At 34.6% G+C, this 26612-nt stretch carries 23 protein-coding genes, 1 other RNA gene and 1 pseudogene; 10 read left to right on the top strand and 15 right to left on the bottom strand.

From position 1 onward, the window contains the following. Window positions 1-49: 49 nt before the first annotated feature. The gene (gene tatC, locus G3A46_RS07710; RefSeq protein ID WP_165148397.1) at window positions 50-883 is read right to left on the bottom strand and encodes a twin-arginine translocase subunit TatC; all 834 of its coding nucleotides are present in this window, start codon (window positions 881-883) and stop codon (window positions 50-52) included. Then, a complete protein-coding gene (locus G3A46_RS07705; protein WP_165148394.1) occupies window positions 883-1848 on the bottom strand; it encodes a KpsF/GutQ family sugar-phosphate isomerase in 966 nt (321 codons plus the stop codon). The genes tatC and G3A46_RS07705 overlap by 1 nt, the downstream gene beginning before the upstream one ends. A gap of 197 nt (window positions 1849-2045) precedes the next feature. Here G3A46_RS07705 and recQ point away from each other — a divergent pair, with 197 nt between their 5' ends. Then, a complete protein-coding gene (gene recQ, locus G3A46_RS07700; RefSeq protein WP_165148391.1) occupies window positions 2046-4238 on the top strand; it encodes a DNA helicase RecQ in 2193 nt (730 codons plus the stop codon). 121 nt (window positions 4239-4359) lie between these two features. On the opposite strand, the gene G3A46_RS07695 is transcribed toward recQ, so the two are convergent. From G3A46_RS07695 to G3A46_RS07675, 5 genes are all read right to left on the bottom strand, one after another. Beyond that, a complete protein-coding gene (locus G3A46_RS07695) occupies window positions 4360-5418 on the bottom strand; it encodes a nucleoid-associated protein (protein ID WP_165148388.1) in 1059 nt (352 codons plus the stop codon). A gap of 75 nt (window positions 5419-5493) precedes the next feature. Then, on the bottom strand, window positions 5494-6015 hold the full coding sequence (locus G3A46_RS07690; RefSeq protein ID WP_165148385.1) for a plasmid pRiA4b ORF-3 family protein: 522 nt from the start codon (window positions 6013-6015) through the stop codon (window positions 5494-5496). Between the two features lie 29 nt (window positions 6016-6044). Then, the gene (locus G3A46_RS07685; protein ID WP_165148382.1) at window positions 6045-7070 is read right to left on the bottom strand and encodes a COX15/CtaA family protein; all 1026 of its coding nucleotides are present in this window, start codon (window positions 7068-7070) and stop codon (window positions 6045-6047) included. 4 nt (window positions 7071-7074) lie between these two features. Then, window positions 7075-8496 (bottom strand): HD domain-containing protein, encoded by a 1422-nt coding sequence (locus G3A46_RS07680; RefSeq protein WP_165148379.1) that lies wholly within the window; start codon window positions 8494-8496, stop codon window positions 7075-7077. 144 nt (window positions 8497-8640) lie between these two features. Next, window positions 8641-9207: an L-threonylcarbamoyladenylate synthase gene (locus G3A46_RS07675; RefSeq protein WP_165148376.1), complete on the bottom strand. Its 567-nt coding sequence runs from the start codon at window positions 9205-9207 to the stop codon at window positions 8641-8643. A 123-nt stretch (window positions 9208-9330) separates the two neighbouring features. Here G3A46_RS07675 and G3A46_RS07670 point away from each other — a divergent pair, with 123 nt between their 5' ends. Then, complete coding sequence (locus G3A46_RS07670) at window positions 9331-10116, top strand: glycosyltransferase family 2 protein (protein ID WP_165148373.1); 786 nt, start codon at window positions 9331-9333, stop codon at window positions 10114-10116. Here G3A46_RS07670 and G3A46_RS07665 read toward each other — a convergent pair. From G3A46_RS07665 to G3A46_RS07655, 3 genes are read right to left on the bottom strand one after another with little or no spacing between them, the layout of a single operon-like run. Then, window positions 10111-11241, bottom strand: a complete 1131-nt coding sequence (locus G3A46_RS07665; protein WP_165148370.1) for a CDP-glycerol glycerophosphotransferase family protein — start codon at window positions 11239-11241, stop codon at window positions 10111-10113. The two genes, G3A46_RS07670 and G3A46_RS07665, sit on opposite strands and share 6 nt — an antisense overlap. A gap of 9 nt (window positions 11242-11250) precedes the next feature. After that, on the bottom strand, window positions 11251-12012 hold the full coding sequence (locus G3A46_RS07660) for a glycosyltransferase family 2 protein (protein WP_165148367.1): 762 nt from the start codon (window positions 12010-12012) through the stop codon (window positions 11251-11253). Window positions 12013-12070: 58 nt separating this feature from the next. Beyond that, the gene (locus G3A46_RS07655; protein WP_165148364.1) at window positions 12071-12808 is read right to left on the bottom strand and encodes a glycosyltransferase family 2 protein; all 738 of its coding nucleotides are present in this window, start codon (window positions 12806-12808) and stop codon (window positions 12071-12073) included. A 150-nt stretch (window positions 12809-12958) separates the two neighbouring features. Between G3A46_RS07655 and G3A46_RS14340 the strand changes: the two are divergent. Both G3A46_RS14340 and G3A46_RS14335 read left to right on the top strand, forming a co-directional pair. Beyond that, window positions 12959-13777 (top strand): annotated as a pseudogene (locus G3A46_RS14340) (glycosyltransferase family 2 protein); the annotation flags it as partial. After that, window positions 13766-14644 (top strand): glycosyltransferase family 2 protein, encoded by an 879-nt coding sequence (locus tag G3A46_RS14335; RefSeq protein ID WP_241836876.1) that lies wholly within the window; start codon window positions 13766-13768, stop codon window positions 14642-14644. The pseudogene G3A46_RS14340 and the gene G3A46_RS14335, both read left to right, overlap by 12 nt. On the opposite strand, the gene G3A46_RS07645 is transcribed toward G3A46_RS14335, so the two are convergent. Continuing rightward, complete coding sequence (locus G3A46_RS07645; protein WP_165148358.1) at window positions 14641-15714, bottom strand: glycosyltransferase family 9 protein; 1074 nt, start codon at window positions 15712-15714, stop codon at window positions 14641-14643. The two genes, G3A46_RS14335 and G3A46_RS07645, sit on opposite strands and share 4 nt — an antisense overlap. A 159-nt stretch (window positions 15715-15873) precedes the next feature. On the opposite strand from G3A46_RS07645, the gene G3A46_RS07640 reads away from it, so the two are divergent. Continuing rightward, window positions 15874-16638: a lipopolysaccharide kinase InaA family protein gene (locus G3A46_RS07640; RefSeq protein WP_165148355.1), complete on the top strand. Its 765-nt coding sequence runs from the start codon at window positions 15874-15876 to the stop codon at window positions 16636-16638. Here G3A46_RS07640 and G3A46_RS07635 read toward each other — a convergent pair. Both G3A46_RS07635 and G3A46_RS07630 read right to left on the bottom strand, forming a co-directional pair. Next, the gene (locus G3A46_RS07635; protein WP_206735979.1) at window positions 16635-19094 is read right to left on the bottom strand and encodes a carboxypeptidase-like regulatory domain-containing protein; all 2460 of its coding nucleotides are present in this window, start codon (window positions 19092-19094) and stop codon (window positions 16635-16637) included. The genes G3A46_RS07640 and G3A46_RS07635 overlap by 4 nt on opposite strands. 9 nt (window positions 19095-19103) lie before the next feature. Further along, complete coding sequence (locus G3A46_RS07630) at window positions 19104-20795, bottom strand: M23 family metallopeptidase (protein WP_165148352.1); 1692 nt, start codon at window positions 20793-20795, stop codon at window positions 19104-19106. A 542-nt stretch (window positions 20796-21337) separates the two neighbouring features. Between G3A46_RS07630 and G3A46_RS07625 the strand changes: the two genes are divergently transcribed. The 4 genes from G3A46_RS07625 (at window position 21338) to rny (ending at window position 23704) form a co-directional block, all read left to right on the top strand. Beyond that, on the top strand, window positions 21338-21628 hold the full coding sequence (locus G3A46_RS07625; RefSeq protein ID WP_139854892.1) for a hypothetical protein: 291 nt from the start codon (window positions 21338-21340) through the stop codon (window positions 21626-21628). Window positions 21629-21635: 7 nt separating this feature from the next. Beyond that, a complete protein-coding gene (locus tag G3A46_RS07620; protein ID WP_139854891.1) occupies window positions 21636-21926 on the top strand; it encodes a cell division protein ZapA in 291 nt (96 codons plus the stop codon). Between the two features lie 52 nt (window positions 21927-21978). Beyond that, window positions 21979-22086, top strand: a non-coding RNA gene (gene ssrS, locus G3A46_RS07615) — 6S RNA. Between the two features lie 55 nt (window positions 22087-22141). After that, complete coding sequence (gene rny / locus G3A46_RS07610; RefSeq protein ID WP_165148349.1) at window positions 22142-23704, top strand: ribonuclease Y; 1563 nt, start codon at window positions 22142-22144, stop codon at window positions 23702-23704. Between the two features lie 75 nt (window positions 23705-23779). On the opposite strand, the gene G3A46_RS07605 is transcribed toward rny, so the two are convergent. Continuing rightward, entirely contained in the window at window positions 23780-24727 is a 948-nt protein-coding gene (locus G3A46_RS07605; protein ID WP_165148346.1) for an aldo/keto reductase, read from the bottom strand. A gap of 151 nt (window positions 24728-24878) precedes the next feature. After that, on the bottom strand, window positions 24879-25775 hold the full coding sequence (gene xerD / locus G3A46_RS07600; RefSeq protein ID WP_165148343.1) for a site-specific tyrosine recombinase XerD: 897 nt from the start codon (window positions 25773-25775) through the stop codon (window positions 24879-24881). 109 nt (window positions 25776-25884) lie between these two features. Here xerD and G3A46_RS07595 point away from each other — a divergent pair, with 109 nt between their 5' ends. Beyond that, a complete protein-coding gene (locus tag G3A46_RS07595) occupies window positions 25885-26439 on the top strand; it encodes a porin family protein (protein ID WP_165148340.1) in 555 nt (184 codons plus the stop codon). Window positions 26440-26612 lie beyond the last annotated feature (173 nt).

Here is a 26612-nt window from a genome sequence, read left to right as displayed (position 1 = left end):
TTGAAACGCTACCATAAATACTATTTCAACTTAACCTTTCAATTGGTATTTATGCATTTTTCATTTTTTTCAATTCTCTTTCTTGATTTCTAACTACAATTTTTGATATGTAGATACTTACTTCATACAGTATTAGAATTGGGATAGCCACGATTATCTGACTAACAATGTCTGGAGGAGTAATTACAGCAGAAAGGATTAACACAATTACCAACGCGAATTTTCGGTATTTGCGAAGAATTTCAGGTGTTACTAGGCCAATCTTAGTTAAGATGTACATTATAATTGGCAACTCAAATACTATTCCTGAAGCCAATACAGATGTACGTACCAATGAGATATAACTATCTAAATCGAAGTCGTTAAAAACCCTATCACTTACTTGATAGTTTCCTAAGAAATTAATTGAAAGCGGTGTAATAATGTAGTAACCAAATAAAACACCAATAAAGAAAAGTATAGATGCGATTACAATAAACCCACGGCTAGACTTTCGTTCTTTTTCTTTTAAGCCAGGGCTAATAAACTTCCACAATTCATAAAGTATGTAAGGAAAAGCAATTATAATTCCCGCGTAAATGGATGTCCACATATGAGCGGAAAACTGCCCAGCCATAGTTCTACTCTGAATTCTAAAAGGCATTTCATCAAAACAAAAGGCGTCCATACCTAGTTTTTGAGAAAAATCACAAAAGATACGATAGGTGTAAAAACTTGGCTTTGAAGGTCCAAATATTAATGTATCGAATATAAAACTCTTAAAAATAAAGGCAAGTATTCCAACTAACACTACTGCCATTGTTGAACGTACTAAGTGCCAACGTAATTCTTCTAAATGGTCCAAAAAGGACATTTCTTTTTCGGGGGAAGCTATTTTTTTCATTAAATAATACCCTCTTTAGTAAGGTTATGAATATGTACGATCCCGCTATATTTTCCATCTTCTTCAGCGATAATTTGCGTGATTCCAAATTTCTCCATCATTTCCATCGCTTCAACAGCCATAGCATTATTGTCTATTACCTTTGGATTGTTGGTCATAATATCTTTTGCGGTTAATCCTGCAAAGGTATCTGCTTTAGTTAACATTCTACGCAAATCTCCGTCAGTAATTATTCCTACAATCTTATCGTTTTCTATAACTGCAGTAACGCCAAGCATTTTCTCAGATATTTCTACAATTACCTGTTTTACATCGGTATCGGGAGCTACTTGTGGCTTTTCGTTTAGTGAAGTAAGATTGCTTACACGTAAGTACAACTGCTTACCCAAAGACCCTCCTGGATGAAATCTTGCAAAATCTTTGCTTGAAAATCCTTTTAAATCTAATAGACACATGGCCAAAGCATCACCAATTACCAATTGCGCAGTAGTGCTAGTAGTAGGAGCAAGGTTGTTAGGACAAGCTTCTTTTTCTACATAAGCATTCAAAACAAAGTCTGCTTGCTGACCTAAAAAAGATTCTGTGTTTCCTGTAATGGCTATAAGTTTATTTTGTGCCGCCTTAATTAAGGGTACTAAAACTTTTATTTCAGGAGTGTTTCCACTTTTAGAAATACAGATTACAGTATCATCGTGTTGAATTGTACCTAGATCGCCGTGAATTGCATCGGCAGCATGCATAAAAATAGCAGGTGTACCAGTGGAGTTCAAAGTCGCAACAATTTTTGTTGCAATGTTGGCACTTTTGCCTATACCAGTAACAATTACTCTACCTTCAGAATTAAAAATATATTCAACAGCTTCGGCAAATTCTTCGTTTACTAAATGAGCGAGATTTGCAATTGCTTTGCTCTCAGTTTCAATGGTATTCTTCGCAATTGAAATTATTCTATTTGTTTTGTTCAAAACTTAATGCTTTTGAATGTTTGTAACTGTACATTTTATTAGTATATTTAAATATAAAAAAAACCTAATTTAGTATTTTTAATCTTGAGTTAACAAAAAGATACAGTTGCTTAATTTGATTACAAAATTACAACTGTTATTGATAATATAATCTAAATGTTGATTAAAACTGAATTACTCCCTAAAACTATTATGACGTGGTAGATTATGACATTTACGCAGACTTAAAGAAATATTTTGGATTTTCTCAATTTAAAGGTTTGCAAGAGGATGTTATTAAAAGCATCCTAGAAGGCAATAATACTTTTGTAATAATGCCAACTGGTGGAGGTAAATCCCTCTGCTATCAACTTCCTGCACTTATGCAAGAAGGAACAGCTATAGTAGTTTCCCCGCTTATAGCACTTATGAAAAATCAAGTAGATGCATTACGTGCCTTATCATCAGAAGATGGAATAGCGCACGTATTAAACTCATCGCTTAATAAAACTGAAGTAAAACAAGTTAAAAGTGATATTGCTAGCGGAATTACCAAACTACTTTATGTTGCTCCCGAATCGCTAACTAAAGATGAGTATGTTGATTTTCTTCAAACTCAAAAAATTTCATTTTTAGCCATTGATGAAGCGCATTGTATAAGTGAATGGGGGCACGATTTTAGACCTGAATATCGAAATCTAAAAAGTATTATTACTCGTATAGGAAACGATATTCCTATTATCGGTCTTACGGCAACCGCTACTCCAAAAGTACAAGAAGACATTCTGAAGAACTTATCGATGCAGGATGCAAATACGTTCAAAGCTTCTTTTAACCGTCCAAATCTGTACTATGAAATTCGTCCAAAAACGAAAAATGTAGATGCGGATATTATTCGTTTTGTAAAACAGAACGAAGGTAAAAGCGGAATTATTTACTGTTTAAGCCGGAAAAGGGTTGAAGAACTCGCACAAGCTTTACAGGTAAATGGTATTAAAGCTGTTCCGTATCACGCAGGGCTCGATGGAAAAACACGTGTAAAACATCAAGATATGTTCTTGATGGAAGATGTAGATGTGGTTGTTGCTACCATTGCTTTTGGAATGGGAATCGACAAACCAGATGTACGCTTTGTTATCCATAACGATATACCAAAGAGTATTGAAAGCTACTATCAAGAAACTGGTCGCGCCGGTCGCGATGGTGGTGAAGGTCATTGTTTAGCTTTTTATAGCTACAAAGACATAGAAAAGTTAGAGAAGTTTATGAGTGGAAAACCAGTTGCCGAACAGGAGATTGGACACGCACTTCTACAAGAAGTAGTAGGTTTTGCTGAAACTTCTATGTCTAGACGAAAATTTATACTTCATTATTTTGGAGAAGAATTTGACAATGAAACCGGTGAAGGTGGAATGATGGACGATAATATGCGTCATCCTAAAAAGAAACACGAAGCTACAGCGGAAGCTAAAAAGCTGTTGGAGGTTGTTTTAAAATCTAATCAACAGTATAAGAGTAAAGAGGTTGTAAATGTTCTGATTGGGAAAGTAAACGCCTTAATTAAATCGCATAGAACAGATACACAAGAGTATTTCGCATCGGGAGCCGACCATGACGCTGCTTATTGGATGGCGTTATTGCGTCAGCTACTCGTTGCTGGTTACCTAAAGAAAGACATTGAAACCTACGGTGTAATTAAACTTACAGATGCCGGGAAAGAATTCATTAAGTCTCCTACAACTTTTATGATGACGGAAGATCATTCATTTAAAGATGCTAACGACGATATAATAGTTTCGGCTAAACAAGGAGGAGATGTAGTAGATGATACACTCTTTAAACTATTAAAAGCTGAACTTAAAAAAGTTGCCAATAAACTAGAGTTGCCACCATTTGTGATTTTCCAAGAACCATCTTTGGAAGATATGGCTTTAAAATATCCTATTACACTAGAAGAACTATCTAACGTTCACGGGGTAGGAGAAGGAAAGGCAAAGAAATATGGGAAGTCGTTTTTAAAACTAATTCAGGATTATGTTGAAGAAAATGATATTATAAGACCTGAAGACTTTGTTGTAAAATCTACAGGTAGTAATAGCTCCCTTAAGTTGTATATCATTCAAAACGTAGACAGAAAGCTTTCTTTACCAGATATTGCAGATGCAAAAGGTCTTGAAATGCCTGAGTTTATTAAAGAAATGGAGGCTATCGTGTATAGTGGAACAAAGTTAAATATCGATTATTGGATAGATGAAGTGTTAGATGAAGATCAACAAGAAGAAATCCACGATTATTTCCTTGAAGCCAGTACCGATGAAATTAAAGCAGCTATGGATGAGTTTGATGGAGATTACGATGAAGAAGAACTAAGACTATATCGTATAAAATTCATCAGTGAATTAGGAAACTAATCAAATTAAAGTAAAAAGCATTCCGTTTGTAAACAGTATAAACGGAATGTCTAAATGCAAAAAGAGCAAAACATTTAAAATTTAAATGTTTTGCTCTTTTTATTTTATTGCTTGGCTACAACTATACTTTCTGTTCTTTATTGAAGTAAACTAAGTAGTAGTACATCTGTTTTTCTTCATCCCAACCTTTCTCAACAAATTTATCAGCGCTTTCAGGGTTTATGAAATCGAGTTTGATTTGTATGTTGGTGTCAAGATTGATAACATTCTTAATTTTTTTTCTCGCTGCTGTTACAGCGGTATTTGCAATTGGGAATGTAGTTAAATCTTCGATGCTGTATTTAGGTGCTTTTTCAGCTTTGTAATGACGGAATTCTGGTAATAAATCAGGGTTGTCAATTACTTCATTCATAAAAGCAGTTTCTTCAAAAGTGTCATTTTTCGCAAAATGATTTACTGCTCGGTTCATAAACATTACTTCTTGCTTTTTATCTTCGGCAGGTAAAACTACATCCTTGGCGAAGTCTTGACAAAACTTCAAGTATTTTTTTGTGTGGAAGTTGTCGTCAGCTAGCGGTTCTACACCTAAGAAGCTTTCTAACCAATAACGGGCATCATACCGGTTGCTATCTACTGAAAGTATTTTGTATCCTTCTTCTTTGTTAGCGTTGAAAATGATGCAACCTTTATCAAGTTTATTTAAACTTACACCTTGTTGTAACATTGCGTCCAGTGAATTTCCTTCTTCTAAAAACTGAAGAAAATCTTGTTTCAATTCACTTTTAAAAACACCAATGGCATCCATCTTCACATTGTCCAATTGTACACCTTCAAGATAAGCTACGTAAACCTCACCACTTTTAATATGTGGATGCTCAGACTGATTAAAGAGATAAGTAGCAATTTTTTTACTCTCTTCGTGTATGTTTTCAGGATTGTTAAATATGTTGTTTGCGTTGTTATACAATTCGTGAAACTCTAAATCGGCTTCGTGTGAAAACTTAAAGTAGTTCTCTTCTTTTTCACGAAAAGGCTTTAAGAAAAACTCTTTTAACAATGGGGTAATTTCATCATCCATTTTATAAGGCTCGGCAGAAAGAAAAATATCTTCCCCACGGCTTTTGTTACCCACTCTGTGGATTGAAAGAGATGCAATATGAGTAGAAAAAAGGTTTATCATATAGAATATTAGATTTTAAATTTTAGGAATGTAAATGTGTTGTACTACCTACTAATGATGATCTGTTACTAATAGCTAGTTCCAGTTTTCATCAAAATCCAGACTGTCGTAGTCTTCTGGATCTAAATCGTAATCGTCATCAAAAAAATCATCATCATCACCTTCTATTGGTTCCGAAATAAACTCTTTTTCAGGAGCTTCAGCAGGAATTTCACCGTGAGAGTACATTAGGTTTGGATAAATTCGTCCAGTTTCAACTTCACCTATGTCGGCTAATTCTACCATAAACGTCCACATATTTAGAAAATCGTAAACGTAAAGTAGTCGGGTGTTGTCTTTATCTACAACATCTTCTAAATAAGTATCGCCCATTACTCTTATACCGCCAGGTTCATCACTTACATCAAAAAGTGAAATCTCCTCTTCTTCTTCCCAAAACTCATTACTAGTGTAGAATGAAGCCATTTCTTGGCCGTCAAATCCAAAAGATTGTGTAATTGCATTGTGGAAATCTTCTAAGGTAGCAGAAGCTTCTATCTCGATGTCTCTAAATACATCTTCTTCGGTGTCTAGTATAATTCTAAATCGGTAAACCATTTAAGCTATAAAAAAATTAGTGCGCAAAGTTACAAACTTTTACTCGTTCTATTGGTTAGAAATGCTTCCAACAATATATAAAATTGAACTCCAAAGAGTAATGTGGCAATAACGAGATGAAGCGGTTGTGATAGTACAGGAAAATCAAAATAATACATTAAGATTCCTGTAAATGCTTCAGCGAGAATTAATAAAATTAAAGCATCCAAATACTTTAATCCATAGTTTCTTTTTCTATTGAAGTACCACAATGATAGGTTTACTAAAACTACTAATATTGAAAAAGAGCGATGTAAATAGAAGTCTAATCTCGGGTTTTCCAACCATAATTCTGGGGAATTATATCCAATTTCTTTGACGCGTTCATCAACAAATTCACGAACCTGAGTACCTAAAACCACTTGTATAAGTGTTAGGATTACTGCAAAAAGGATAAGTGTTCTATAACTTCTAGAGGTGAAATAATTTACTGGCTTTTCTTTTGAAGCATATAGGATATAAAGTAATACTGCTAATATAACCAAGGCCATAACCATATGAATGGTTATTTTAACTGGAGAAAGCACCGAGTAAACTACTGTAGCTCCTAGCCAAGCTTGAAATACTAGTAATCCAACGCTCACCCAGGATAAGATGGTAAGTTGTTTTTTAGTTTTCCATTTTCGAAGTGAAAATATTGCCATTATAAGAATTGCAAAACCGGATAAAGCTCCAAATAATCGGTTTACATATTCAATCCATGTGTGCCATACGTTGAAGGTAGCATAGTCGTGCTTGGTGTATAATTCCCAATGAGAATCGGTGTATTGATTGGAGGTTGTAAAATCTTCTTTTGCAACGTATAAGGCATCGTTGTGAATAATTACCTGTCCTTTTTTAAATGTTCTTTCGGGTGCCCATTCTAATTCAGAAATTTCTGTAGGTGGAATATAATATCCGAAACATTTTGGCCAATCAGGGCAACCCATTCCAGAGCCGGTCATTCGTACCATAGCCCCAGCGATAATTACTAGGTAAACTAGTACAATTGAAACTTTAATTGATTTTCTGAACATTAGTTTAATTTGTTTTTAAGCCTAAATCTGCACCTTTTTTTAGCATGAATGCCTTTGCAGCTTCATATTCATTAGGGATTTCACCTTCTAGAATAGCTTCTTTAATTGCATCTTTTATAATTCCAATTTCACGAGAAGGCTTTAAATTAAAAGTCTCCATAATTTCTTCCCCAGAAACGGGCGGTTGAAAATTACGAACGTGATCGCGCTCTTCAACTTCCACAATTTTTTCGCGAACTAATTGAAAGTTTGCGTGGTATTTTTTAAACTTTTTAGGGTTTTTGGTGGTGATATCTGCTTCGCAAAGCGTCATTAAATCTTCCACGTATTCACCAGCATCAAAAATTAATCTCCTTACAGCACTGTCCGTAACGTCATTGGCTAAAGCAATTGGACGTGAACTCATTAAAACCATTTTTTGAACGAACTTCATCTTGTCGTTTAATGGCATTTTTAAACGCTTAAATAGTTTATAAACCATTTTCGCACCCACAAATTCGTGTGCGTGAAATGTCCAGCCTATTTTTTTATCAAACTTTTTTGTTGGGGCTTTCCCAATGTCGTGTAATAAAGCGGCCCAACGCAACCATAAATCGTCTGTAGTTTTAGAAATATTATCTACCACTTCTAATGTATGCCAGAAGTTGTCTTTATGGGTTTGTCCTTCTTTCTCATCAATACCTTGTAAAGCCATTAGCTCAGGTAGGATGTAGCTTAATAATCCTGTTTTATGTAATAACGTAAACCCTTTAGAAGGTACATCCGAAAGTAAAATCTTATTAATTTCATCTACCACTCGCTCTTTTGAAATTATTTTAATTCTTTCAGCGTTTTTTGTGATAGAATTCAAGGACTCTTTTTCAATAACAAAATCTAATTGCGTTGCAAATCGAATTGCACGCAGCATTCGCAATGGATCGTCGCTATATGTAATATCAGGATTTAGTGGAGTTCTTATAATTTTATTTTGAAGATCTTTAATACCGTTAAAAGGATCGAGAAGCTCACCGTAATTCTCGTTGCCAAGGCTAAGCGCCAGGGCATTTATAGTGAAATCTCTTCGGTTTTGGTCGTCTTCAAGGGTGCCGTTTTCTACTGCTGGGTTTCTACTTTCTTCTGTATAAGATTCTTTACGTGCTCCTACAAATTCAAGTTCTATTCCGCCACTTTTTAACATGGCCGTACCATAGGTTTTAAAAACTGATACCTTTGGTTTACCGGGAAGGAGTCTAGCTACTTCTTCAGCAAGGTCAATTCCACTACCAACTGCTACTATATCAATATCTTTGGCTTCACCGCGTTTTAAAATAAAATCGCGGACGTAACCTCCAATAACATAAGTTTCAAGGTTTAAATTAGACGCAGCCTTAGAGATTGTTCTAAAAATAGGATTCTCTAATGCCGATATGTATGTTTGTTTTGCCATTTATTATTTCTAGCAGAGAAGCAAAGGCGTAAATATTTTTAAAAATACTATCTTTTAAAATGAAGTGTTTATGCTAGCAGCGTATTAAAACCTTGCTAGATAAGCCGTTCTGTTTCTTGTTTCTCTTTAGTCTTGTTTCAATTTCTATTTACGGATCACCTTTACACTTCCATCATTTCCAAGCTTAATAATAGCCGAAGGTTTTCCAGTTTTTTTATCGCGGTGCAAATTTACAACATAGTCCACGCCTTCCAAAATTAAAGGGTCTATTTCGGAGTAAGTTCCAGGAGTGGGCGTTCCTGAAATATTTGCCGATGTAGATACAATAGGTTTGCGGAATTTTCTAATCAAGGTTTTACAAAAATCATCCTTAACCACTCGTATAGCAAGTGAATTGTCCTTGGCAATAATATTCTCAGCTATGCGAATAGGGTCGTCGTAAATAATGGTTGTTGGCTTTGCAGCGTATTTTAAAATATCATAAGCAACTTCAGGAACATCCTCTATAAATTCATTTAACATTTTAAAATCACTCACTAAACAAATCAAAGATTTATCATCACTCCTTTGCTTTAGTTTAAATACTTTTTCTACCGCTTCGGCATTTGTAGCATCGCACCCTATTCCCCAAACTGTGTCTGTAGGATATAAAATAAGTCCCCCTTTTTTAAGAGTTAAAAGGGCATTGTTTGTTTCGTCTTTGATATTCATCTGCTAAATTTTGCTTAATTGCAAAGTTCTTCAAAAAAGCAGCATTATCCTTGTCTAATTTCATTAAAATTGAACTAATCTAGATTTGGCAAAAAATATATCTTTGAAGAAATCTCTCAACAAATGAAAACCTCTTTACTTATTTCTACCTATAACTGGCCCGAAGCCCTTGATTTAGTATTGTCGAGTGCTATAAATCAAAAAAATCAGGCAGATGAAATATTGATTGCCGATGATGGCTCTACCGAGGAAACAAAAGCGTTGATAGATAGTTTTAAAAGTAAATCAATAGTACCTATTCGTCATTTTTGGCACGAAGACAATGGGTTTAGAAAAGCGATTATTCTTAATAAGGCAATTGCTGGGGCAACGGGAGACTACATTGTACAGATTGATGGCGATTGCATAATGCATAAAAACTTTGTTGGCGATCATATTGCAATGGCAAAGGAAAATACATATTTGTATGGAAGTAGAGTAAACATTCAAGAAGATTACTTAACAGAACTTTTCAAGAATAGAAAACTAAAATTCGGTTTTTTCGATAAGGGAATAAAAAAGCGAACTCGAAACTTACGGATTCCATTGTTGAGTAGAATGTATGGCAGACATAAAGAGATTTCAAAGAAAATGAGAGGTTGCAATGTGTCGTTTTGGAAGAAGGATGTGATAGATGTAAATGGTTATAACGAAGAGTTTGTAGGTTGGGGGAGAGAAGATTCAGAATTAATACTCAGGATGATAAACAACGGTGTTTTAGGGCAACGCCTCCGTTACCGAGGAATAGTTTACCACATTTGGCACAAAGTAAAAGATAAAAGTGGGTTTAAACGCAATGATGCAATACAGGAGAAAACTATTGCCGAAAAAAGTACTTGGTGTAAAAAAGGAATTGACGCTTACTTATAAAACATTATCGAGATATTCATTTATCGCACTAGCAGCTCTTTCTGAAGGAGTGGAGCCTTCTTCTGTGTAGTAGTTTTCTGAAGTTATTTCCTCTTGTATAGATTTATATGTTTTCTGATGGTTTTCTTTGGAAATTTTTAATGCTTCATTTAATTCATTAATAGAATTAATCACATCACCGCACTGCCAAAAACGGTAATTAATATCATCTTTATAATCGACGCCTTCAGGGTTTAAAAATATACAAGGACGTGGATTAGTCATAAACTCGTAAACCTGACTAGAGACGTCACCCATATAGATATCGGCAGCTTTTGTGTAAGTCATATTTACACTTTTATCGCTTCCCAAATCTATATGTATGTTTTCAGCAGTATAATATTTTTCTGGTATGGCGGCAGGGTCGTCACCTCCAACTTTATTGAAAAGATTAATATGCGGAGCAAAAATTAAATTGTAATCTTTCGACATGTAAAAATACTCCAAGATTTCGTGTCCCATAAAATGCCAAGACGAAAGAGGAGGGGTAAAGTGTGGATTATATAAAACTGTCGGTTTGTTATTGGTGAAAATAGGTTCGGGTTTATCCAATTTTACCACATCTAGTTTTGGGTAGCCTGTAATTTTATATTCGTCATTTAGCAGTTTCATTTCTTTTAAAGACTTATAGTGAAATCTCCCACATTGTAAGTGAAAATCAAAATCTAAGATGTCTTTGTTATAAGCATAAGCTCTTCCGGGTGTACCGTGTTCTAAAAATATAAACTTTGGCTTATTGCGATCTTCTCTAGCTTTTAAGAGGTATTTATGATAGTAATCTGTAAAGATTATAGCGTCAAAATTATTTAGAATATATTTCTTGTGCTTTTTTATCCAAAAGCCTTTTCTAGGTAGTTGTCTGCCTTTTATTCTATCAGTAAATGCTCTAAAAGCAGCTGTTGGCATTTTTTCAACTACTACATTTTTATCATTAAGCTTTTTAAGAGATTCGTGAAGAAAAGTATTTTTCCCAGAGTGGGTGAGAATATGCACTTGATTGGTTTTTGCAAGTTCTACTGCTACACTCACAAAATGATATATATGGTGAATTTCATCAAGAAATATGATGGCTATTTTGTGACTCATAGGTGTTTTTTAAGCTATTTTTCTATAAAGTAACCAAAGATTTATATATCGTTTAAACACTGAAAATGCACTCACATAGGCTAAGATAAATCCTTCTTTTCCGTCTAGAATTCCTAAACGAAATATAAACTGATTCCAAAAACGATAATACGGCCTAAAGAGGAAGTGATAGTAAGTAGGTTTCTTCCCTTTTTTATAAAGCATTTTAGCTTGTAATGCACTGTATTTATGCATTTTTGCGGTATAATCGTCGAAGGATTTATAAGTGTGATGTGGTAAACTGTTTTTTAGATTTTCAGTTTTCCCATCGGTTTCTAAAGTTTCGTGAACTAAATTGGTATTGTATTGACAATGATTTTTATTGAAAAACCTTACGATATAATCATTTTGCAAACCGCTGTACTTTATACGTTTTCCCATAAAATAGAAATCGCGTTTTACATAATAGGCTATAGCTTTTGGGTTTTTCGCTAGTTCAACTATTTCGTCAGCTAATCTTGGAGTTACTTCTTCGTCTAAATCGAAAAAAGTTATCCAATCATTTTTCGCTTTTGAAATCGCAAAGTTTTTTTGAGCCGAAAAGTTATCAAATTTTCTTTGGTACACTGTAACCTTCTCGTGTTTTTCCGCTAAAGAAACTGTTTCATCTTTACTATATGAATCTACAATAATAATTTCATCAGCAAACCAAAGACTATCTAAATAGGCTTCAATGTTATGCGCTTCATTAAGCGTTATGGCAATGGCTGAAATTTTTGCTGTGTTTTTCAAAAACTGAATGTGATTTGTGTAAAAATAATGTTTTTACCTTTCTTTCTTACAATGTCTATTATTGTATTCCTTTTCGCAATAGCATTAACTTTACATACCTTTCAAAAACTCCGTATGCATTTACTGCGGCAACTGTAAGTCCTGGCACCCCGTCTCGAAAACCTCCCTTTAATACAAACGATCTAAAAAATCGATAAGTAGGTTTTATAAATAGGTGAAACCAAGTTGCTTTTTTCCCTTTGTCAAATTGTTGTTGTGCTTGAAACCAGGCGTACGATTCTTTTTTTTGAATATAATTATCTAGTCCCTTGTAGGTAAAATGGAGCATTTTATTTTTTAATTTTCCTATGCTTCCGTTACAATGCAATTTTTCGTGAACCGAACCTGTGAATTTTGCTCCCTCCCGCTTTACTAATCGCAATACATCATCGCTATGATGATAGAGAAAACGATTCATATAAAAATGCGGAAAATTAATTTTATATCCGCCGTGTTTTGGATTTTGAATGGTTTCTAAAATTTCGGCTTCCAAGGAATGCGTTACGCGCTCGTCGGCATCAATAAAAAGAATCCAATCTCCAGTTGCTTCTTTTAATGCGAAGTTTTTCTGATTTGAAAAATTGTCGAACGCTCGCTGTAGAAACTTAGTGGCATATTTCTTAGCTATTTCTGGTGTTTTGTCTGTGCTATATGAATCTACAACAATAATTTCATCGGCAAAAGCTACTGAAAACAGGGCGTCTTCAAGATAGGCTTCTTCGTTGAATGTAGGTATGATTACAGTTAGTTTCGGCATATTTTCTCAGCAGAATTTCTCGAAAAATAATTAATTATTTCTTCGTAAAATCGCAGTTTTTTAATTTTAGCTAAAGATTTAAAATACATTTCGAAATTACTACTTTTTGTTTTGTGCGCCAACTTCCTAAATAACTTTATCTTTGCATAAATGAAGCAGCTTAACACCTCCATAATAATTAGCACTTACAATTCTACCGAATGGTTGACAAAAGTGCTGTACGGTTATAATAATCAAACATATAGACAGTTTGAAATTGTAATTGCAGATGACGGTTCAGACGATGAAACGCGGCTATTGCTAGAAAAAATGCAAGAAGAAGTTTTCTATCCAATCGTTCACGTTTGGCATGAAGACAAAGGTTTTCAGAAGTCTGAAATTCTTAATAAAGCCATTAAGCAGTGTAGTACCGAGTATATTATTATGAGCGATGGCGACTGTATTCCGCGAAAAGATTTTGTGGAACAACATGTAAAATATCGTGAAGAAGGATATTTCCTGTCGGGTGGATATTTTATGCTGCCAATGGAAATTTCAAAGAAAATTACTAAAGAAGATATTTATACCGAAAGATGTTTTGATGTTAAGTGGCTTAAAAAACACGGATTAAAATCTTCGTTTAAAAACAACAAACTTTACTCTGGTTCTGTAAAAGCTAAAGTTTTAAATGCTTTAACTCCTACTAATGCTAGTTGGAATGGACATAATGCTTCTGGGTGGAAGAAAGATATTGTTGCCATAAATGGTTTTGACGAACGTATGCAATACGGCGGACAGGATCGTGAACTTGGCGAGCGATTGATGAATTATGGAATTAAAAGTAAACAGATTCGCTACAATGCGGTTGTTTTACATCTTGATCATCCAAGAGGGTATAAGAACGAAGAGTCTATTGAAAAGAATTTAGCAATACGTAAGGTTACACGTAATCAAAATAAAAAGTGGACAAATTACGGAATTGTAAAAAATGAAGATGATTCGCCTTATGTCTCGGTTATTGTAAGTACCTACAACCAACCTGAATGGTTACAAAAAGCACTTTGGGGATTTGAGCAACAACTAGAAAAGAATTTTGAAATTATTATTGCCGACGATGGTTCGGGAGAAGAAACCAAAAGAATGATTGATTCCTTTAAAGAGAATTCTCCTTTAAAAATCACACACGTTTGGCAAGAAGACCACGGATTTCAAAAAACAAAAATTCTCAATAAAGCAATTGTAGCTTCAAAAGGGGAGTACCTCATTTTTACAGATGGGGATTGTATTCCAAGAAACGATTTAGTTTCTACACACCTTGGCTTGAGTCGTCCAGGATGTTTCCTTTCTGCGGGTTACTTCAAGCTTACCATGAGTATTTCTAAAAAAATTACGAGAGAAGACATAAAACTGCAACGTTGTTTTAATGCAAAATGGTTATTAAAACAAGGATTGAAGAAAACATTCAAGATAAACAAACTTACTTCTTACGGTTTCAAAGAAGATTTTCTAAATACGTTTACTCCTACTAGCGCTACTTGGGATGGTAACAATGCTTCAGGATGGCGTAAGGATGTTATTGCAGTAAATGGATTCGACGAACGTATGCAATACGGTGGGGAAGACCGTGAAATGGGCGAACGCTTAATGAATTACGGAATAAAACCCCTTCAAATTCGATATAGCACAGTAACCTTACATTTAGATCACGCTCGAGGGTATGTTACTAAAGACATGTTTGTAAAAAACAAGGCTATTAGGCGTATTACAAAACAAGAAAAAAGAGTTTGGACGAAATACGGAATTCTAAAGACTGATGCTCCTGAAAGTGTTTTAAAGGAAAAAGTAGAAACTAACTAGATTTTTACATCAGAAAGGTGATGCGCTAAATAGGGCTTCAGCTTTTTGAGAATCATTTCAGGTTTTAATTCCTTGTAAAGCTCTTGAGGATTTTTCTCAATCGACCTTCTTTCTTCTGGTGTAAAGCTTTTAAATAGGTCTGGAACCTCTTCTAGTAGATGAATGGATTGATGGAATACTTCATCTTCAAAACTATTCCAAGCATCTTTATCTATATAAGGTGAATATATTGTGAAAGTTGGTTTGTTTACCGCCTTTGCTATGTGAACACTGCCTCCTTCATTACTGATTAACATATCGCATTGACTCATTAATACGGCAAATCCACGAATGCTATATTCATAAATCTCCATATTTATCTTTTCCTTGTGCGCACACGCATTGTATATTTTTAAAGCTTCTTCTTTTTGATGAGGTGCATAATTGAAAAGGATGGTAGCCTTATAGTTTTTGGTGACAAAATCTATAAGCTCAACAATATACTCGTAGGGCATAGATTTATTTGGCGTGCTTCCTAAAACACCAAACATTATAACAGGCCCACTAATGTTTTGTAATTTATTTTCAGATTTCTCTATTTCGCTTAAATATATTTTCGGCACATAGTCAGGTTCTGCCAATGGAAAAACTTGATGTACTAAGTTAACTCTATCTTCAATCCCTCTTCCGCAAGGCAATGTGGCCTTCTTTTTGAAATTTATTGGATGCGTATAAAAAGGAAGTTTTAGTTTTTTATGTGCTTTTTTGAAGCCAACTCTGTACTGAGCTTTACTTGTAAGACAAATAATTCTACTTTGAAACTTAGCATAGGGGTCGAAGATAATATCGTATTTCTGCTCTCTAATTTTTAAAGCAGTTTCAAAAAGTTTTGGCAGACGCTTAAGCTCTTTTTGGTTAATTGAAATTATACGATCGATATTTGGGTTGTTTTCAAGTACACCAATTGTATAATCGTAAGCAAAAAAGGAAACTTCACTTTCAGGAAATACTTTTTTAATATTATTAGCAATAACCGAGCTCAGTAGCACATCGCCAATTCGTTTGTTTTGTATGATTAGTATTTTCTTCATAGTGTATTACTTTGTTAGACTTCGTCTTCTTTGCCAAAATTTGTACATCGCCTTAAAGTAAAGTTTGTATTTTCGTATAAAATCCCATAGCATAAGCACGGGATAAAGATTTTAAATTACCTTCGCAAAATACCTTTTTTGACTGTATAAATATTAAAAATGCGCGAGAATTTCGTAATCAATCCAAAATATTCACACTTGCAACCTGCGTTGAAAGACGCACTTTATCAATTTGAAAAAGTAGGGAAGTATGTAACCAAAGGTGAGCGCAATGTTATAAAAAAAATAGAATTAAATGGTGTTGTATTCAATATTAAGAGTTTTAAAACGCCTAATTTATTTCAGTCTATAATATACCAATTCTTTAGAAAAAGTAAGGCAAAACGCTCTTTTGAGTACGCTTCTAAACTAGCTAACTTCGGAATTGGAACGCCAGCCCCAGTGGCGTATATAGAGTTTTTTTCTTTTGGATTAAAACAGAGCTATTATATAAGTGAACACCTCGATTACGATTTCGATTTTCGAGTTTTAATTCATAAACCAAAGTTTGAAAATCGGGAAGAAATATTACGACAGTTTACCCAATTCACTTTTAAACTACACGAAAACGGAGTAAACTTTTTAGATCATTCCCCTGGGAATACTTTGATTACCGATGTAGGAGATAACAAATACGAATTCTATTTAATTGATTTGAATAGAATGCGATTTGAACCTATGAGTTTTGAAAAGCGAATGAATAACTTCCGCAGACTCTGGCCTTCAAAAACTATGGTTAAGATTATGGCCGATGAGTATGCTAAACTCTACAGCAAAAGCACTTCAGAAACCTATGAAACTATGCTGAAGTACAGTCGTGATTTTCAGAAAAAGAAAAACAGCAAAAAGCTGAGAAAGCGTAAAAGACAGCGTTCTCGAGCTTAAAACTTCGCTGAAAGCTTCACATTAAAAATTCTCGGTGTCAAGTAATTCGGAATAGCGTATTGAAGTTTGCTATAAACATCTCTTACAAAAGTGTTTGTAATAGAGTTTTGCACATCGAATATATTGAAAATTTCTGCTCCAACCGAAAGCTCCTTAAATGGTTTTAACCACCCGCTATCTCTTAATTTCGTATCATCTACAATTACGTAGCTAACCCCAATATCGGCACGCTTATAGTCTGGTAAACGCGTTTGATAGTTATAAGGGTCGGCATAACTTGGGGAACCACCTGGAAGCCCAGTGTTGTACGTTAAGTTAAGATACATTTTAAGCGATGGAATAACTTTTACGTAGTCCTGAAACAACATACCAAATTTTAGGCGTTGATCTGTAGGACGGAAAATATACCCTTTGTCGTTAATGTTTTCCTCTGTTTTTAAATATCCAAAACTCAACCAGCTTTCTGTTCCTGGAACAAATTCTCCTGCCAGACGTACGTCTAAACCGTAAGCATAAGCAACAGCGCTGTTGTTTGCACGATATCGGATACGAACGTTTTCTAAAGTATAAGGATTAACATTATCTAGGTGCTTGTAATATACTTCAGAATTCAATCTAAATTCGCGGTCCCACATTTTAAAGCTGTAATCGTTTCCGAATACAATGTGTACAGATTTTTGTGCCTTAACTCCTGGTTGCACTGTACCCGTTGAATCTCTTAACTCTCGATAGAATGGTGGTTGGTGGTACATACCTCCCGAAAGACGGAAAAGCATATCCATTTCCCAATCTGGTTTTAAAGAAACCTGTGCTCGAGGACTAAATACAGTTTGTGATGTACTTGTAATGTTTTGTCCGCTTACGGTCCAATTGTGCGCACGAACACCTGCATTTAACCAAAGGTCGCTACCTCCAAGAGTAGTTTTTCTACTCCATTGTGCATAACCAGATATACGGTCTATTTGCGTATCATTCATTGCTCTTACGTTTGTGTAAGGAACAATTGGCGAAGTGTCTGGAGAGTAAGGTTGATTGTTAGGAGGGAAGATAGGTGGGCGAATTGAAAACCCAGCCGAATCAATAATTTCGTATTCGTTTACACGGTCGCGAATATCTTCGTGAGTGTATTTTATTCCGTATTCAATATTGTTATCTTCAATAGATAGATTCCCCTTGTGCTCAAAGTTAAGAATTAAGGCATCCAAGTCGTTTCTAGCGTGAGTAAGTTGCCCGCCAATACCTCTTGTAAATTCCACTTGTCCTAAGTCTTCTCCTCCTAGGTCTGTGTTTACTTCTCCTAAACGATATTCAGCAAGGATGTCGTAATATTCTTGTTCAGTAGTTTGATAAACAGATCCGATGAACTTAGCTGTGTAATTATCTGAAACAACCCAAGTCGATTTTAAAGCTCCAAAATAAGTGTTGTATCTATCTTCTTCTTGACCTTCATAAAACACAAGTAGCGCAATAGGATCGGAAATTGTTCCGAAGTTAGTCTGTCTTGTTAGCGGTCTGTAATTGTATTCGTTAATAGATATATTTCCTAAGAACCCAAGTTCAAATTTATTACTGAATTTATAAGTAAGATACGTTTGTGCATCTGCGAATTTTGGTCTGTAATTGGTTTCTGTTTCTTTTGCTTGAACAAAAAGACTGTTATCGCGATAGCGAATTCCGAAAATACCTGATAGACGACCATTTTTTGAAACCCCTTCTACAGAACCACTAGCTCCTAATAAACTAGCTTCAATAGAAGCACCAAAATTTACTGGGCGGCGATAGGTAATGTCTAGAACAGAAGAAAGTTTATCCCCATATTTTGCTTGAAATCCACCAGCTGAGAAATCTACATTGCTAGTAAGGTCACTATTTACAAAGCTTAACCCTTCTTGTTGTCCGCTTCTAATTAAGAAAGGACGATAAACTTCAATTTCATTAACATAAACTAAGTTTTCGTCGTAATTACCACCACGAACAGCGTATTGAGTACTTAATTCGTCATTACCATTTACACCTGGAAGTGATTTTAGAAGGTTTTCAACACCCGCATTTGCACCTACCATTTTACGAATTACCTCTGGTGAAATAGTAGTTACCCCTTCAACGCGTTTGTTTTCTCTACCCGAAATTACAACTTCACTTATTTGCTCAATAGTAGTGTTCATTACAGGATTTAACTCGTAATCCTCATTTGGAGAAAGGTTCACGGTTACCTGTACTTTTTTATGACTTACATGCGAAAAAACGATAGTAACATCTTGATTTGATGGTACTTTAAGTAAGTAGAACCCATTAAAATCTGAAATAGTTCCAGTGTCGTTATAGGTTACATTTGCCCCAGCTACGGGAAAGTTGTTTTCGTCAAGAATAATTCCTTTTACAATCGATTTTTGAGCAAACACAACGGTTGCAAAACATAAAAAGAAAAGTGTGAGCGATAGTTTTATTGTTTTCAAAAGCTTGAATTAGGGGTGTTTTCTGAAAAATTTTGCTTCAAATGTAGCACTATTTCCTACATTATCAATCACTATGAGTTTCAAATTATTTTCAGTTTCTAAGTTTACATTGTCGTTAAAATTATAAACTAGAACGTCTGTTTTATAATCATATTCTGTTAAAATGAATTTTCCGTTGATGGTAGCTCTATACGAGCTTATTCCACTTAAATCATCTTTGATTTTAATTTTTAGAAAATTCTCATTGCTTATCCATTTGTCTTCTGAAAAATTAATAGGCTCTATCACAGGTGGAATTGTGTCTGAAGCAATGATGTATTTCCCAAATGTTCTTGTTTTGGCTACAAGTTTATCGCCGTTTCTACTAGTAGAAGTGTAATAAGGTTCACCCTTAGTGTTTAATCTACCTAAATAAAGCTTGTCCTTGTCTTCTTCTCTATAAGACGAAATATCTGCCGATAAGGTAATGTTGGTGTGAATAGGCACAATATCTTCGTGAAATACTAATGTATCTCCATCGGCGCGAATGTCTAAATAAGTGTCTTCGTATAAACTATTAGCAGGAATATAAATGCTGAACTTACCCTTCGTAATTGAAGTAGCGTGATCTGCATTGATATAATCGTCGGTAACCTTATTGTTTTTCGGATCGAGGATATCCATTTTAGCCCCTTCAATTGGAATTGTAACAAAAGTTGTGTTTCCTTTTAAGTCGTTAATGCTAATGGTGTAAATTGAATGAAGACTATCTTTTACCGTTACATAACCGTTATCGTCTTCGTAGGTGATTACGCTTAATGGATTATTCTTTTCTCTAAATAGTTTTTGAATTCTACTTTTATTTGTTTCAAAGTATTCATAATCTATATACCTGTTGAGGTAGCGAGTTTCAGAGAATGAAAACTTATCGAAGGTAACTTCAAATTTTTCAGAACCATTAAAATTTGTTTGAATTCTATAACTACCGTTTTTGTTTGAAGCTCCATCAAATTGGTCGTAGGTAGTTACTCCAAACCCAATTTTGCCATAAGCTTTAATGCCTTCGGTTTTATAGGTACCATCTTTTTGCTTAATCAATCTTAATTTAGTTCTATTTTGACTTTGATTTACGTGTCCATCTTCATCTATTGTATAAGCGAAAACACCCATTAATAACGGAGCTTTAGAATCTGGAATATCGATACCAAAATGAAGTGGATTAATCGGTCTTTGTGAGGCATCACGGATTTCATAATGTAAGTGTGGGCCGCCGCTACCTCCTGTGTTTCCTGTATATGCAATTAAGTCTCCTTTTTTAACAGCTAAGAAATTTTTATCAGGAAAAAGTTCAATTTCGAATGATTCTTTTGCGTACTGGGTTTCCTTTACGTGTTTTTCAATTTCTCCTGCATAGCTTCTTAAATGTCCATAAACAGTGGTGTATCCATTAGGGTGTAAAATATATAGCGCTTTTCCATACCCGTAATGACTAACTTTAATTCTGCTTACATACCCATCTGCAGGGGCGTAAACTGGCATCCCTTCGCGTTGTTGCGTTTTTATGTCTAAACCGCTGTGGAAATGATTAGAACGAAGCTCTCCAAAACTTCCGGAGAGGATCATTTTTATATCCAATGGGTTTGAAAAATAATTTTTAGGAAAATTGTTTTGGGCATAAGTAAAGCTCCCGATAAGTAGGAGTAACGATAAAATTTTTTTCATAGTGTAAAAATAATAATACGTTAGGAATAAAAAAGGGACAACAACTTAATTAACGGTATGTATGATGATTCTATTTTATTTTGAATCCTTATTTCTTGCTATAATTATTAAAGTCCGATTAAAACTTTACAAAATAACTCTTTATCGAAAGAAATTATGCGCTTAATCCAGATCTAAAAATTGATTGTTGTATATTTATAAAAACTTAAAAACAAATGATTTAAGTGTGTCCTAGTAAAAAATCACTTTAAGAATCGAGTTTTGTGTTTTGTATTGGAATTTGCGGAAGGAAGTAACCAGGTTGCTTATAATCGAGATTAACTTGGGCTTTAAGATTTTAATTGTTAATAACCTTTTGTTTAGAGTTTGCATAGATAGCGAACTGCAATAGGTTGATTATCAAAGATAGTTTTGCAAATTTCTTCCTAATACCATAATTATTTGGTTTATCATTATAAAATACTGAAAAAATAACAGAAAACTGTTTGTGTTTTAGCAAGGGTATGCTAACTTTGTGAAAGAAGTATTGAACAAAAATTTTAATGAGTAATCTTTCTGAAATTGTTGATTCTCTTGAGAATAGAGTGGGTCAGTTGCTTAACAAGCACGAGAAATTAAAAACTGCCAATGCTCAATTGGAAGAAGAGATAATCAATTTAAAGTTAAAACAGCAGCAATTTGAACAAGAAATTGAAGCTTTAACCGAAAAAAACAATTCATTAAAACTCGCAAACTCAATGCTTGGCAGTGACCAACATAAACGAGAAACGAAACTCAAGATAAACGCTTTAGTTCGGGAAATAGATCAATGTATTGCCCAACTTTCCGAATAATATAACAATGTCAGAACAATTAAAAATAAAACTATCGATAGCAGACAGGGTATATCCCTTGACTATCAATCCTTCGCAGGAGGAGGGGTTGAGATTGGCGGCGAAGAAGATAGAAGAAATGATTAAGAAGTTCGAGCAAAGTTATGCCGTGCGTGACAAACAGGATGTGTTAGCAATGAGCGCACTCCAGTTTGCTGCCCAGGTAGAGCAAAAACAAATAGATAGATCTAGTGAAACCAAGGAAGCAGAAGAAAGGCTTAGAGCTTTAAATCAAATCTTGGAGGAGCAACTATCGTAACGTTCTTTTAATTAAATAAGGTAACTGCCTACATTAATATTATTTTTGGTAAACTCAACACGAATTCTTTAAAAAAGGGTGAGTTAAAGTTGTAAAAGCGGGCCGTCTTCGAGCGGATTCTTGATCAGCTTGTTAGCCCTAAACATTTTTTAAGGAGTTTATTCAAAACTAATGTATTGATGTAGGCTTTTTTTTATATATAAATCAACAAATAAATGGATATAGTAACTATAATAATTAGTGCCATCGTTGGGTTAGCGATTGGTTTTTTTATTGCAAAAATACTGGAGAGAAACAACGCATCCCACGTTTTATCAAGAGCCAAAAAAAGTGCTGCAGCAATATTAAAAGAAGCAAAATCTGAGGCAGAAAGCATAAAAAAAGACAAAATATTACAAGCGAAAGAGAAGTTTCTAGAACTTAAAGCAGAACATGAGAAAGTAATATTAAGCCGTGATAAAAAGATTTCTGACACTGAAAAAAGAGTACGTGATAAGGAATCGCAAGTTTCTAACGAACTAGCAAAATCAAAGAAATTAAACGCTGAACTTCAGTCAAAACAACAAGAGTTTGACGAGAGAATTTCAGTTCTAGATAAAAAGCAAAGTGAAGTAGATAGACTTCACCGCAGTCAAGTAGAGCAATTAGAGGTAATCAGCAGCCTTTCTGCTGAAGAAGCTAAAGCTCAGTTAATGGAAAGCCTAAAAGACGAAGCCAAAACTCAAGCTATGGCTTTTGTTCAAAACTCTGTTGAAGAGGCTAAAATGACTGCTCAACAAGAGGCAAAGAAAATCATTATCAATACTATTCAACGTATAGGAACAGAAGAAGCAGTTGAAAATTGCGTTTCTGTATTTAACCTAGAAAGCGATGATGTAAAAGGTAGAATTATTGGTCGTGAAGGTCGAAATATTCGTGCTATTGAAGCTGCCACTGGGGTTGAAATTATAGTAGACGATACTCCTGAGGCAATTATTCTTTCTTGTTTTGATTCAGTTAGAAGGGAAATTGCGCGTCTATCACTACATAAACTTGTAACAGACGGACGTATTCACCCTGCACGTATTGAAGAAGTTGTTCAAAAAACAACCAAGCAGATAGAAGAAGAGATCATTGAAGTTGGTAAGCGTACAGTTATCGATTTGGGAATCCACGGTTTACACCCAGAGCTAATTAAGGCAGTGGGACGTATGAAGTATCGTTCGTCTTATGGACAAAACCTATTACATCACTCACGTGAGGTTGCAAAACTTTGTGGAGTAATGGCTGCAGAGCTTGGTTTAAATGCTAAACTTGCTAAAAGAGCTGGATTATTACACGATATAGGGAAAGTGCCAGAAACGGAAACAGAAATGCCTCACGCACTTTTAGGAATGCAATGGGCTGAGAAATACGGTGAAAAGCCTGAGGTTTGCAACGCTATTGGTGCTCACCACGACGAAATTGAAATGACAAGCTTACTATCTCCTATTGTTCAAGTATGTGACGCTATTAGCGGTGCAAGACCTGGAGCAAGACGTCAAGTATTAGACTCTTACATTCAGCGTTTGAAGGATTTAGAAGATATCGCCTTTGGTTTTGGAGGGGTTAATAAAGCCTACGCAATCCAAGCAGGACGTGAGCTTCGTGTAATGGTTGAAAGTGAAAAAGTAAGCGACGAAAAAGCTGCACAATTATCTTTTGAAATTTCACAAAAAATCCAAACGGATATGACGTATCCTGGTCAAGTGAAAGTAACTGTTATCCGTGAAACACGATCAGTTAATATAGCGAAGTAAATAAGATTAAACTATATATAAAATAAGCCGCAATGTACATTGCGGCTTATTTTTTTTATTGATATTTATTACTTCTTATTCATCATAAAGATTTATATATCCCTTAGATTCTTCTTCAAAGAACTTTCCATTAATGTATCTGTAATGGCGGTCTAATTTGGCAATTTTCTCCATGTCAGAATCTCTGAGTGCCACGTCTGCCGATTTAAAATTCGAAATTATATGTTCTTTGGTTGTTGACTTCGGAATAGCAGCACAGCCTCTGTGATTATGCCAAGCAATAAGTACTTGTGGTACAGTAGCGCTTCTATCCTTTGCAATTTCTTTTAAAACATCTATTTCAAACATATTTGGTTCGTCTTCGGCTTTCATTGCTGAAATACGATCTCCTGAACCTAATGGAGAGTATGCTGTAAGCAAAATGTTTTCACTTTTACAATACTCCAATAAATCGTTTTGTTGCAGTAGCGGGTGAAGTTCTACTTGATTCATTTCAGGTTTTATGGTTGCTTTGGAAATCAGGTCTTTTAGCTTCTTAACACTAAAATTGGAAACTCCAATATGCTTTGCTAGTCCGTTTTTCTTGGCTTCTTCCATTTGTTTCCAAGTTTCTATTAACGGAGCTTCATCTAATGTTAGATAATCACTTGGTTTCTTAGGAAATTCAACTCCATTTCTGAAGGCTACTGGCCAATGGATTAAATATAAATCTAAGTAATCCAGTTGAAGTTTTTTAAGTGAATCTTGTAAGGCTGGGATTACTTGGCCTTCTGCGTGAGAGTCGTTCCATAATTTTGAAGTAATGAATACATCTTCGCGATATATTTTACCTTCTGCAAATATCTCGGCTAAGGCTTCTCCAATAATTGCTTCATTGCCGTAATTTGTAGCGGTGTCTATATGTCTATAACCTGCGTAAATAGCGTCCTTTATCGCCTTTTTCAACTCATTTCCAGTTGATTTCCAAGTTCCTAATCCAATGGCGTGCATAGTATCACCATTACTGAATTTTAATGTCTTCATATATATTTTTTTTCTTTTTAAGTTTCACCTTCAAAATACAAAAGGATTGTAGGAAAAGAAAAAAAATGAAGCTGTTTGGGAGTTTTTTAACCTTATGAATTCAGAAGCAAAAAGTGCTTTCGTAATTGCAATTTCATCATAAATTCAACACCTACCTTCTAGGGTGAAATTTATTGATAACTTCAGTCAAGTGTTTTCTGTCAATATGGGTGTAGATTTCGGTAGTAGTAATGCTTTCGTGTCCTAGCATTTGTTGAATTGCACGTAAATCGGCCCCGTTTTCTAGGAGGTGAGTAGCAAAGGAGTGTCTAAAAGTATGCGGACTAATGGTTTTTTTTATTCCAGCTTTTTCAGCTAAACGCTTTACAATGGTAAATATCATGGCCCGTGTAAGTTGCCTGCCGTGTTGGTTTAAAAAAAGCGTATCGGCATCCTTAGGGTCTATTTTATGATGAACTCGTACTTGTTTTTGGTAAATGGTTATATATTTTTCTGTGATAGGACTAATAGGGACTAAACGCTGTTTATCACCTTTCCCCGTGACTTTAATAAAGCCTTCATCAAAATACAAATCGGATATTTTAAGGCTTGTTAATTCTGAAACACGAAGTCCGCAGCCGTAAAGTGTTTCTATTATCGCACGATTGCGCTCTCCTTGTTTAGAACTTAAGTCAATTGCACTAATAAGAGAGTCAATTTCTTCAATTGCCAAAGTATCAGGAAGTTTTCTACCCAGCTTTGGAGCTTCAATTAATTCTAAAGGATTAGTATTTCGATAATCTTCAAAAATTAAATACGTAAAAAAGCCTTTTAGACCTGAAATTAACCTGCTCTGTGAACGAGGGTTTATTGTTTTTGCTGTGTCATAAATAAACTGTTGAAGCGTTTCTTCAGAAATAGAAGTAGGAGAGGTCTTTATTTCATTTTTTTCTAACCAGCGCATTAGTTTCTTAACATCTAACGAATAATTAATTATAGAATTATCTGAAAGTCCACGTTCTAAGCGGAGGTAATTTTGATAATCTTTTAGAGTTTGTTGCCAGTTCATAGTGCTATATTACTACTAATTATAATAGTTAACAAAATTCTAAATATTTTAATATGTATAACATAAAAGATAACTTGTCGTTTTAATTAACAAATCAAAACCTTACACTATGAAGAAATTAATGATTGCGTTTTGCGCACTTTTTATGGGAGCTACTGCTTTTTCCCAAAACCTTGATTTAGGGATTAAAGCTGGGGCTAACTTTGCGAATATCTCAGATGTTAATGATTTATCCAGTAAAACTGGTTTTCAAGCTGGTATTTTTGCTGGAATTAAATTTACTGATAAAGTTGGGGTTCAGGCAGATGTTCTGTATTCACAACAAGGAGCGGAGTTTGATTATGGAAAATTCGACTTGAACTACGTAAACGTACCCGTTGTATTGAAGTACTACTTAGTACAGGGTTTGAATATTCAAGCAGGACCGCAATTTGGGTTTATTTTGGATGACGATATTTATGTAGATGTTTTAGGGGCTAATTCTATTAAGGCAAATGCAGAAAAAACTGATGTTTCTGGAATTGTAGGAGCTGGGTACGACTTTCCATTTGGCGTTCGTTTAGATGCTAGGTACAATTTTGGATTGTCTGATGTCTCAAAAACCGATGGTTTTGAAGGAAAAAATACAGTGTTTTCTCTTGCACTAGGATACTCTTTCCTGTAGAAACCATGACAATTAAATTATATAAGCCATCCTTTAAGGGTGGCTTTTTTTATATTAGCTATTATTTTTGGTAACCAATTTAAAATACTAATACCGTAAAACAATTTGTTGAAAACCATATTAACAATTAAAGTAAAAGCATTTTAGATTGTTAGATATACTATATATTTGTT

The sequence above is a fragment of the Aequorivita sp. KMM 9714 genome (assembly GCF_011065475.1).
Classification (GTDB): Bacteria; Bacteroidota; Bacteroidia; order Flavobacteriales; family Flavobacteriaceae; genus Aequorivita; species Aequorivita sinensis.
Note: the sequence above shows the minus strand (reverse complement) of the source record. Positions and strands in the feature narration are given on the sequence as shown.